This window comes from Sulfurimonas sp. (genome assembly GCF_016744025.1).
GTDB lineage: Bacteria > Campylobacterota > Campylobacteria > Campylobacterales > Sulfurimonadaceae > Sulfurimonas.
Map to the genome: position 1 here is coordinate 1 of NZ_JADGFC010000094.1, position 10,646 is coordinate 10,646.

The 10,646-nt window shown below is 30.0% G+C and carries 12 protein-coding genes; 7 read left to right on the forward strand and 5 right to left on the reverse strand.

All coding sequences use genetic code 11. The features are described 5' to 3' along the window. Nucleotides 1-167 precede the first annotated feature (167 nt). Nucleotides 168-491: a helix-turn-helix domain-containing protein gene (locus tag QZZ48_RS11660; protein ID WP_294965993.1), complete on the forward strand. Its 324-nt coding sequence runs from the start codon at nt 168-170 to the stop codon at nt 489-491. A 16-nt stretch (nt 492-507) separates the two neighbouring features. Here the strand turns inward: QZZ48_RS11660 and QZZ48_RS11665 are convergent, their stop codons facing one another. Continuing rightward, nucleotides 508-1,245, reverse strand: coding sequence for a sulfite exporter TauE/SafE family protein (locus QZZ48_RS11665; protein ID WP_294965996.1), 738 nt, complete (start codon nt 1,243-1,245; stop codon nt 508-510). A gap of 213 nt (nt 1,246-1,458) precedes the next feature. Here QZZ48_RS11665 and QZZ48_RS11670 point away from each other — a divergent pair, with 213 nt between their 5' ends. Next, nucleotides 1,459-2,724 carry a malic enzyme-like NAD(P)-binding protein gene (locus tag QZZ48_RS11670; RefSeq protein WP_294965999.1) on the forward strand — a complete coding sequence of 422 codons (1,266 nt, stop codon included), beginning with the start codon at nt 1,459-1,461 and terminating at the stop codon, nt 2,722-2,724. A gap of 74 nt (nt 2,725-2,798) precedes the next feature. Here the strand turns inward: QZZ48_RS11670 and QZZ48_RS11675 are convergent, their stop codons facing one another. The 3 genes from QZZ48_RS11675 to QZZ48_RS11685 are packed head-to-tail and all read right to left on the reverse strand — an operon-like array spanning nt 2,799 to nt 6,474. Beyond that, nucleotides 2,799-4,886 (reverse strand): EAL domain-containing protein, encoded by a 2,088-nt coding sequence (locus QZZ48_RS11675; protein ID WP_294966002.1) that lies wholly within the window; start codon nt 4,884-4,886, stop codon nt 2,799-2,801. Further along, entirely contained in the window at nt 4,883-5,803 is a 921-nt protein-coding gene (locus QZZ48_RS11680) for a cytochrome c peroxidase (protein WP_294966005.1), read from the reverse strand. The genes QZZ48_RS11675 and QZZ48_RS11680 overlap by 4 nt, the downstream gene beginning before the upstream one ends. 23 nt (nt 5,804-5,826) lie before the next feature. After that, nucleotides 5,827-6,474: an MqnA/MqnD/SBP family protein gene (locus tag QZZ48_RS11685; protein WP_294966007.1), complete on the reverse strand. Its 648-nt coding sequence runs from the start codon at nt 6,472-6,474 to the stop codon at nt 5,827-5,829. Nucleotides 6,475-6,566: 92 nt separating this feature from the next. On the opposite strand from QZZ48_RS11685, the gene QZZ48_RS11690 reads away from it, so the two are divergent. Genes QZZ48_RS11690 through QZZ48_RS11705 form a run of 4 tightly spaced genes read left to right on the forward strand, consistent with a single transcriptional unit; the run spans nt 6,567 to nt 8,995 of the window. Further along, on the forward strand, nt 6,567-6,788 hold the full coding sequence (locus QZZ48_RS11690; RefSeq protein ID WP_294966010.1) for a MoaD/ThiS family protein: 222 nt from the start codon (nt 6,567-6,569) through the stop codon (nt 6,786-6,788). A gap of 3 nt (nt 6,789-6,791) precedes the next feature. Then, nucleotides 6,792-7,229, forward strand: coding sequence for a molybdenum cofactor biosynthesis protein MoaE (locus QZZ48_RS11695; RefSeq protein ID WP_294966013.1), 438 nt, complete (start codon nt 6,792-6,794; stop codon nt 7,227-7,229). Further along, entirely contained in the window at nt 7,226-8,443 is a 1,218-nt protein-coding gene (locus QZZ48_RS11700; protein ID WP_294966016.1) for a molybdopterin molybdotransferase MoeA, read from the forward strand. Before QZZ48_RS11695 ends, QZZ48_RS11700 begins: the two co-directional genes overlap by 4 nt. Continuing rightward, nucleotides 8,444-8,995, forward strand: a complete 552-nt coding sequence (locus QZZ48_RS11705) for a hypothetical protein (RefSeq protein ID WP_294966019.1) — start codon at nt 8,444-8,446, stop codon at nt 8,993-8,995. Between the two features lie 15 nt (nt 8,996-9,010). Here QZZ48_RS11705 and QZZ48_RS11710 read toward each other — a convergent pair whose 3' ends face one another. Further along, nucleotides 9,011-9,571, reverse strand: coding sequence for a ribonuclease HII (locus QZZ48_RS11710; RefSeq protein ID WP_294966022.1), 561 nt, complete (start codon nt 9,569-9,571; stop codon nt 9,011-9,013). Nucleotides 9,572-9,786: 215 nt separating this feature from the next. Here QZZ48_RS11710 and QZZ48_RS11715 point away from each other — a divergent pair. Then, a partial coding sequence (locus tag QZZ48_RS11715) for a hypothetical protein (RefSeq protein WP_294966023.1) occupies nt 9,787-10,646 on the forward strand: 860 nt, incomplete at its 3' end.

The following is a 10,646-nucleotide window of genomic DNA, read 5'->3' on the forward strand; positions in this document are numbered from 1 at the left end:
TCTTGCCATTTTTAATCCTATTAAATCTCATAACACATTTGTATTATTCTATCTAAATTACTGAATTAAAGTTTGTCTAGTTTATAGGGGACATTCCACCTAGGAGACAAAAACTGTTACCACTGGTATCGTAAAGAGGTGAAATAAGAAAACTTGTTTTACTGGTCTTGAAAAAGGGAACCATTATACTTAAGACATTAGATTTAGGTTTTGTTTATGATTACAAAAGTAATTTTCTTAGTTCTCCTGAGGGTAATGTAAAACTAGCCAAAAAAGAGATACTCTTTTTGGAACTTTTAGCAAAAGATATCAATAGAGTTGTCTCTTTTGAAGAGATAGAAGAATATATATGGGAAGGTGAGATTACAACCCTTATGAATATAAGAGCATTAGTAAAAAGATTTCGTAAAAAATTGCCAGAAAATGCAATACTTATAGTAAAAGGCATAGGGTACTCTCTCAATTCACAACAGTGTAAATTGACAAAGTAGTGTATATATTAAATTTCTAAATAGTTGTTAAAACTAGTATAGAAGCAATAATAAATAATAATATTTTCAATATTTTTGTATAAAACTTTGTATCAATTTTTCTTTTTATCTTTATTCCAAAAAATAGTCCTACTGCTACAGCTATTACACTTATCATTGAAACTTCAAAAATTTGGATTGTGAATGTTCCAAAATATAAAAAGATTGTTAGTTGTCCTATTTTTGTAAATAAAAAACATAAGTTAGATAGTTGAATTGTGTCTTTTTTTGAATAGTTTAGCTCCATAGTATACATAATCATCAAGGGTGCAACTATATTAGTAAGTCCTGACATAGTTCCTCCTACAATTCCTAAAACATATGTCGAAAGCTTTGGATTTTTAGAAACAAAAGAAAATCTTATATTAAAAGTAGACTGAAGTAAATATACAAATATAATAAAAGCTAAAAGAAGTTTAAAATAATCAGAGTTTGTAAAAATAAGTAAAATTGTTCCAATAGCACTACCTATAACCATAAGTAAAATAATAAACCAAAACTTTTTTATGGCTTCAAAAAAATTCCCCTCACTTACAATACTTACAATATTTGCAAGCATAGTTGGAATAATTATTAATGTAATTGCAGTTTGAATATCAGTGAATAATGCTATGAGTGGCGTAGAAATCATACCAAAGCCAAAACCAATACCTCCATGAACAATGGAAGCAAAAAAGATTATAGTTGCCACTGTAATGATAAAACTTATCTCCATTAATATATCCTTTAGTAGTTCAATTTTCATAAACAATAGGATTTTACTATATCGTACCTCAAAATGGAAGAAGAAATAAAAATTAACATATTATATTTTGTAAAAATAATTATAAGCTCTTTAGCTATGAATGATAATCTTTAGTAAAGTAAAAATAAATTTATTTTAGATATAATCTCCAAAAATTAAAACAAAAATTAAGGATTTTATCTTATGTCTAAAACATCTACAACAGATCAAGAAGCTCTTGATTACCATGAATTTCCACAACCTGGGAAAATATCAGTTGAGACTACTAAGCCAGTAGCTACTCAAAAAGACTTATCACTTGCGTACACTCCGGGTGTTGCTGTTCCATGTTTAGCAATTGAGAAAAATCCTGAAGATGCTTATCGTTATACTGCGAAAAAGAATCTTGTAGCCGTTATCTCAAACGGAACTGCAGTTTTAGGACTTGGTAATATTGGTGCTTTGGCATCTAAGCCAGTTATGGAAGGAAAGGGTGTTTTATTCAAAAGTTTTTCTGGACTTGACTGTTTTGATATTGAAGTAGATACTGAAAGTATAGATAGATTTTGTTCTGTTGTTACTGCAATTGCTCCAACATTTGGTGGAATTAACTTAGAAGATATCAAAGCTCCAGAGTGTTTTGAAATTGAAAGAAGACTTGTTGAAGAGTTAGATATTCCAGTAATGCATGATGACCAACATGGTACTGCAGTTATTTCGGCTGCGGGTATTATCAATGCTTGTGAAATTACTCATAGAAGAATAGAAGATTTAAAAATTGTAGTTGTTGGAGCAGGTGCTGCTGCAATTTCTTGTGCAAGATTATACAGAAAACTTGGTGCAACAGAGATTTATATGATTGACTCAAAAGGTGTTATTCATAATGGTAGAAGTGACCTTAATGAATATAAAAGAGAATTTTCTGCTGAAGGTTATATGACTCACGCAGAAGCTTTTGAATCTGCTGATGTTGTTTTAGGACTTTCTAAGCCTGGAACATTTACAATCGAAGATATTAAGACAATGGCAACTGACCCAATTGTATTTGCTTTATCAAACCCAACACCTGAAGTTTATCCTGTAGATGTTATAGCCGCTAGACCAGATGCAATTATAGGAACAGGAAGAAGTGATTTTGACAATCAAGTAAATAATGTTTTAGGTTTTCCATTTATTTTTAGAGGTGCGATGGATGTACGTTCTAAAAAGATAAATGATGAAATGAAACTAGCTGCAGCTCACGCTCTTGCTAATCTTGCTCGTTGTGAAGTTCCAAAATATGTAAGTGAGTTATATGGTAAAGAGGTTGTATTTGGTAAAGATTATCTTATCCCTAAACCCTTTGATAAAAGACTTATCGTAGAAGTTTCTAGTGCTGTTGCTCAGGCTGCAGTTGATAGTGGTGTTTCAGATATGAAAGATTTTAACATCAAAGCATACAAAAAAGAGTTAGCTAAAATATTAAAATAACTAGGCTTTAGGGGGTTGCAAGGGACATTTGTCCCTGCCATTAAAACGGACGAGTTCGTTTTAATGAACATCAACTAAATAGTAACTTCATCATTCTCTAGAGGTCTCTCTAGAGGTTGAGAGAAGTAATACCCTTGTGCATACTCTACACCAATTTCTTTAAGTAAAAGTGCCACTTCCCTTGTCTCAACAAACTCTGCAACATTTTTCATATTCATTCCATTTGAAAACTTATGAATACTAGTTAACATATGAAGTTTTCTATTATCTGTCTCTATCTCACTAACAATAGAACCATCAATTTTTACCAAGTCAATATCTAAATCTGAAAAATAAGAAAAGTTAGAATAACCTGTTCCAAAATCATCTATAAGTATTTTTGAGCCAAATGCATGTAGTTTTGTAATGAAGTCTTTTACAGCAGCTAAGTTATGAATATCTTCTGATTCTAAAAGCTCAATATCCAATCTTTTTGCTATATCTTGGTTTGCATCTAATGAAGTAAATAATATATGAGTTAGTTTAGTATCTAGTATATCAATCATTGAAATATTTATTGAAAATCTATATTGAGGGAACTCTTTTGCCATTTTTAGAGTTTTTTCTATCATTGTTTTAGTTATGAAATGATAATAAGAAGTTTTTTTAGAAATATCTAAAAATTTATATGGAGAAAGAAGAGTTCCATCTTTTAGTTTTATTCTAACTAGGGCCTCATATTTTTCTATTTTAGAAGTTTTGAGATTAATTATTGGTTGAAAATAAGGAATAATTTTATCATCATCTACGGCAGCTTTTATTAGCTCTATAGTGTTCATATTTTCTTTGACATCTGTTTGTAGATTTAAATTATTATGATATTGCAAAACTCTTTGAGTGTAATCTTTTTTTAGCACTTTCAAGGTAAGATCGGCATTTTCTAAAATAGGGACTATAGAATTACTTGCAACACTTACCATTAGATGCAGAGTTAAATCATAAACTATAAAGTTATGATTTATGATTTTATTGACTAGTTCTTTTGCAATTTCATATGCATTTTCATCTGAAATATTGTTAAATAAAACTCCAAATTCATCGCCACCAAGACGGTATAGACAAGCATTTTCTCGACTTGAAAATTTATCTTTCAAAATTTGGGCAAGTTCTTGAAGTATTATATTTCCAACATCATTTCCGTAAATATCATTTATATATTTAAAACCATCAATATTAAGTATAAGAAGATGAGGCTTACTTATTTTTAGCAAGTTACTCTCAAAAGCTCTTCTATTATGTAAGTCAGTTAAGTGATCATACGAAAGAGAATGTTTAAGAGATGCAGTAGTCTCTTTAAGCTTTTTATTCTCTTTTAGGTAGTTTAAAAATAGAATAACTATAAGAAAAAGAGAAGAGATAAATACGCTAAAGAGAGTAAATGCAAATATATCGAGTGCCTTAAAGTCACTCATTGCACTTGAAGAAAATTTTTGTTTTAACCTCTCAATAAGTATATGAATATCATTATTTAAAATAGTCTTTGTAGTTTTTAAAAATATTGGATATCTTTTAACAAGGTATTTTGAATGAAGGTTAAAGCCATCTATAAAGCTTTGAGTTTTTGCATTGTTAGATTTAGAGTTGAGTAAAAAGTTGTCTCGGTTTATATAATCAAGGTCTTGAACCCTTCTTGCATCGTTGAAGTGTTTTATAATTTTTGAAGCTTGAATAAAAAGTTCTCTATCTTTTTCTATAAGATAGCTTGCTTTTTCTATATGTCTATTTAAAAATACTAAAGAGTTTTTTATACCTGCATTTAACATGATGTAGTCTTCTATATTTTTCAAATTTTGATTTAGATTTTTCTGTAGTGAATGTATATTTTTCTTAGTATCTTTATATGTGGGATTATTTAGTATTTCAAACTTTGTTAAACTATTGTATCTTTCTTCAGTTTTAATCATTGCAGATGCTATCTTATCTTGATTAGTATAAGAGTAGATAGAGTTTTGAAGTATTTGATGTTCGAGGTCTAGATGAGCATTTTCTAAGGCATTTACAGACAGAAGAAATTCTCTATGCTGTTTTGTGAAATCTTTTTGAATAAGGTAGAAGTAAACTATAGCTATAGATGATATTATCCCAATTGCTAGGACTAAGTACATAAGTTGTTTTAGTTTCATATCTCTTCCAGTATTTTAGGTTGTTCACCATCTAGTGTTTTCAAAAAAGATATTATTTTTTCAACTTCTTCTGTTTCAAATTTAATACCAAGATTATGTTTAGCCATTATTGTTAGAGCCTCTTTTAGGTTTTTTGCACTTCCATCATGAAAGTAAGGGGCTGTTTTAGAAATATTTCTAAGGGTAGGAACTTTAAATACATTTTTATGATTTGGATTCTTAGTTATTTTACTTCTATCTGGATAATCATCTTGCATCTCATAATCTAAAAATGTCCCCATTTTTTGAAATGAATTACCACCTATATTTATACCATTGTGACAGGTAATACAACCATATTGTTTAAAAATTATATAACCATCTTTTTCATCTTTTGTAAGTTGAATTTCATCTCTAAGAAATTTGTCAAATCTTGAGTTTGGTGTAGTAAGGGCATTTTCAAATTCTACAATTGATTCGAGGACTTGTTTGTACGTAATATATGAAGTTGAATAAACTTCTTTAAAAAGTTTTTTATATTCTTGTGAGTTATTTACTCTTTCTTCTATAGTTTGAGGATCCATATTATGCTCATCAGGATTGTTTATTGGTCCATCGGCTTGTTCTGTAAGATTACCCGCTCGTCCGTTCCAAAACTGTTTAAAGTTATATCTAGAGTTAAAAACTGTAGGTGACTGGATATTTCCTTTATTGTGAGCGTAACCACTCGATACTACATTAGAATCAGCTCCACCTTTTGATAGATTATGGCAACTAACACATGCTGTAGAGTTGTCTTTAGAAAGAATAGTGTCACAAAATAGCTTTTTGCCAAGTTTCGCTTTTGCTAGATTAACTTTTATATTTGTAGGTATTGGGGAGATTGGTTCACTTGCAAAAAGAGTTAGTGAAATAAGTAGTATTAATGTCTTTATCATAAGGACATTTTAACATAAAATTGTCATTTTTTGACACTTTTATAGAAAAGTGAGAGACCTTTTTTTGCTTTATTATCTAAATCATATGATATATATGAGAGATAGTTTAATATGTCTTTTTTTGAGATTTCTGTTCTAAGAGATGCTTCATTTAAAAGGTACTGAGGGATTTTGATTTTTCGTTTTGAAAATTGTCTTTCAATATTTTTATATAGTTGTCTATCCTTGTGATAACAAAGAAGAGCAAATACAAATGGTAGTTTATGCCTAGTGTTCCACTGGGCAGCTAAGTCTATATTTGGCTTACCTTCTAGATAATGCTTAAGAGCTTTATCTCCTATAAGAATTTTCCCTTTTATGTCTAAAACTTTTGCTAATACATTTGAAGTTGCTGATTCTATATCTTTTTCATTTTTTACGTTTGGAACTACTAAAACACTCAGTACTTCTTTTTTTGCAATAATTCCTAGATTTACATGTTTATGTTTTTGTGCATGAATACTTGAGATAAAGGCGGCATCTACTCTACGAGATAAGAATTTCTCATTTATTTTTGCTGGAACTCCACGTCTATAGTGCATACTCATACTTTGTTGAGAACTTCTAGTAAAACGTTTCATGAAAACATGAAAAGGCAGTAAGTTTAAATAGTCTATTTTTCCAAAAACCAAATCTAACTCCGAAATAAATTGATTGAATTATACATCACTTAACTTATCTTTGATATAATCGCTTAAATAAATATAGTTTTGGAGTCTACAATATGGTTAAAGTAGAATTTTTAGGGCCTATACAAAAAGAGCCTTTAGAGTTAGATATTACAAATTTAAACGAGTTAGCAACAATACTGCAAGATGATCCTCAGATGAAAGAGTGGTTAGAAAATTCAGCAGTTGCAGTTAATGATACACTTGTAAGCAGTAGAGACTTTGCTTTAAAAGATGGTGATAAAGTTGCGCTTCTTCCTCCAGTCTGTGGAGGCTGATAGATGCTATATCTTTATGATGGCTCTTTAGATGTACCAACAATTTTAAAAGATTGGTATGAATCAGAAGCAAATAGTAATTATGGTGCTTATATCCCTTTTGTTGGAACTGTAAGAAGTGAAGATGAGATAGATGGTCTTAGTTTTGATATTTATGAACCTATCTTAAATAAATGGTTTAATGATTGGCAAGATAAAGCAAAAGAGAAGGGCGCAGTAATAAAAATGGCACATTCTCGTGGAGATGTAATGCTTCATGAATCATCATATATAGCTGCAGTTTTTTCTCCAAAAAGAAGAGTTGCGTTAGAGTTTATAGATGAGTTTGTTGAAGACTTTAAAGCTTCTGCACCTATCTGGAAGTATGATCTCAAAGATGGACAGAGAGTTTATGCACTTGATAGATCAACTGCAATTAAAGGGAGTGGATTATTATCATGAAACTATTATCATATGAGACAAGTCAAAATATGTTAGACCTCTTAGATACTGGAAGCTTTAGAAGTGAGAACCTTCCACTAAGTTCTACGATTGGAAGAATATTAGCTCAAGATATTATTGCTGAGTATAACGACCCTCAGTTCCCAACTGCATCTATGGATGGTTATGCTGTAAAACATGCTAACTTAGATAGTGATAGTATCTCTATACTTGGAGATAACCCTGCTGGAAATGATGAGCGAAGAGTTCTAGAAGATGGAGAGTGTATTAAAACTTTTACAGGCTCTATGATGCCTGATGGAGCTGATACTCTTATCCAAATAGAAAATGTAAGTGTGAGCGAAAATAGCGATAAAATATATATAGATGAAAAAGTAAATTTTGGCTCTTCTATTCGTCCTGTTGGCGAAGGTTATAAAGCTGGAGATGTACTGATAAAAAAAGGTACAAAAATTGGTTTTGCTGAGATTGGTGTAATGGCTGGTCTTAACAAGGTAATGCTAAAAGTTGCTCTTAAACCTAGAGTTGCTGTTATCTCCACTGGTAGTGAGATTTTAGATCTTGGTGAACAAAGTGATAATCCAGCACAAATAAGAAGTTCAAATAACTATACTTTATGTGCTTTGTTTGAGCAAGCTGGTGCTGAAGCTATTCAACTTGGAACTGCCCCTGATGACAAAGATGAAATCATGCAGACTTTTGAAAATGCTCTTGCATCTGCTGACATTCTTATCAGTACTGGCGGTGTTAGTGTTGGTGATTATGACTTTGTAAAAGATATAGTTCCACGTCTTGGTGCTGAAATTGTTTACAAGGGTGTAGCAATTAAGCCTGGAAAACATATTATGGTTGCACAAAGAGCAGGTAAGTTTATCTTAGCTCTACCTGGTTTTGCATACTCTTCAACTGTTGTTTCTATTCTTTACGGATTTCCTCTTGTGTCTAAGATGCTAGGCAAAAGTGAGCCATATAAAAGAGTAGAAGCAAAACTAAGTGAGAGATTTACAAAAAGAAGTCGTTTAACAGAATTTACTGCATGTAATGTTGAAATTGTTGATGGTGAGTATTTTGTAAACTTTAAAGACAAAAAAGTAGGAAGTTCTGCAATCCTTACTAATATGTTAAACTCTAGTGCATTAATGGTAACTGGTGAAGATGATGGTGATTTAGAAGAAGGAACTTTTGTAAGTATAATTTTATTGGAGAATTTTTAGATGAAAGCATATTCGATTGACTCAACAAAACAAGAATTAAAAGAGATAGATATAGAGATGCACGCTAATACTGTGTATAGCTTTTTTGACTCTATCTTAACAGATGAGCTGTCGATACTCGATACGCATACTATTCATAGTGATGCGAATGCAATATCAAAAAAAATGAAACCATTTTTTGTAAGTGAACAACTTGTAATTGGTAATGCTCTTATTGTTGGAAAGGATGGCTTGTTCGATACAGATGCAAGCATCCCAAAAGATGATTTAGCATCTCTTATCAGTTACGATGTACCGCCTTTTTACAATAAAGTTTTAAAACTTCTACAAAAGACTGATATCAATCTATATAAAGTATTTGAAGTAACTAAACAAGAAGAAGATATGAAACTAAATACTGAGTGGGTACTTCATATTTTCAATATGGCTGATGAGAGAACTAAAGAATACTTTTTAGATGAACTTAAAAAAGTTATAACAGCTAAAAAAGATGTTACAGCTCATATGCAAAATATGGCAATACTTGCTTTAAACGCAACTACATCTAAATAAAAAACAAAACAGACTCTAAAATAGAGTCGCTTCAAGAGCTTTAAGTTTATAGCTTCTTCTATGAATATCGCAATATCCATATTTTTTAATCATCTCAACATGCAGAGCAGTTCCATATCCCTTATGTTTTTCAAACTGATATTCAGGATACTTTTTCGCCTCTTTAATAATATCTCTGTCATGTGTGACTTTTGCAAGTATAGATGCAGCGCTAACCTCCGCAACTTTTCCATCTGCTTTTATCATAGTAGGAAGACCGGTTACTCCAAAATTTGAGTTACCATCAAATAAATACTCTTCACATTCCAAGTTTTTTATAATCTCTTCTAGAGCACGTTTCATGCAAAGTGATATACCATCTGCATCTATAGCATGGGGAGATACCTTTACTATATGATAAACAGAGTCTTTGATGATTAACTCATAAAGAGCTTCTCTTTTTTTCTCACTAAGTTTTTTAGAATCATTTAGACCATCTATATGAGAATGCAATATACACCCAGCTATAACCATATCTCCAGCAATTGGTCCACGACCAGCTTCATCTATTCCGCAAAGTTTTTTGTTTTTATTCATAATATTTTCTTTTTTCAAATTGTAGCATTTATTTTGTCAAAGAAATTTTTGTCAGATATTTTAACAAAAAATAATTTGCTAAAATTATTTGATTATTTGATTATTTGATTATTTGATTTTATTGCCTGTGTTAATATAATCTTGAATTATCACAAAAAATAATTTAAAAAAGGTATAATAAAAGCTTGATAAATCACAATTACAATAGGAAAAATATGGTACTTGAATCACTAGGGGCAAAAGAACTTTTTGGTGGCTTTAAAGTTGGAGAGTCAATATACAGGTACTTTAAAAATGATAAAATTGAAGATTATAAAATTTTTGAAAAAATATATCAAGAAGTGATTCATAATCTTGATAAAGAATATCATGCAATTGAAATAATAAGATTGTTTGATAATGATGAGATTAAAGATATGTATTTGAAAATGATATTTTCAGACAGTAGTTTTAATATTTCTTTATTTAACAAGCATATTCATCTTGATACATTACCAAGTAATATAATACATAAACTATATAGCAAGTTAAAAGATGACATAAAAGCTACTCCCCTAATTAAATATATAAAAGAATCTGAACAAATTATGCTTTTAGGTTCTATTGACAAAACTTTAACAGATTTACAAAAAATAATAGTTAGAAAAATTAATATACAAAAATTTTATGAACGTTATAAAGATAATGCTATACGCGAATATTCTAGAATTAAGTTTTTTGGAATTAAGTTACCAACTGCAGGCAATAGCCCCACAGAAAATAAACTAGAACTATTATATGTATTCCCTAGTTTTAGTGATTATCATAAACAAAAAGCTATTAATTTAGAAGATATGATTGATAATAATAGATTAGTAGTATTAGGAAAACCAGGTTCAGGGAAATCAACTTTTGTTAAATATTTAATCTTAAAAGAATTAAAAGATGATAAAAAGGTAACAATACCATTAAGAATAATATTAAAAGATTATGATACTTATTTACAGAATAACACAAATAAAAATTTAGAAGATTTTATACTCTCTGATTTAAATCGTAGATTTAACACAACAGAAATTAATAGAGACAATATATC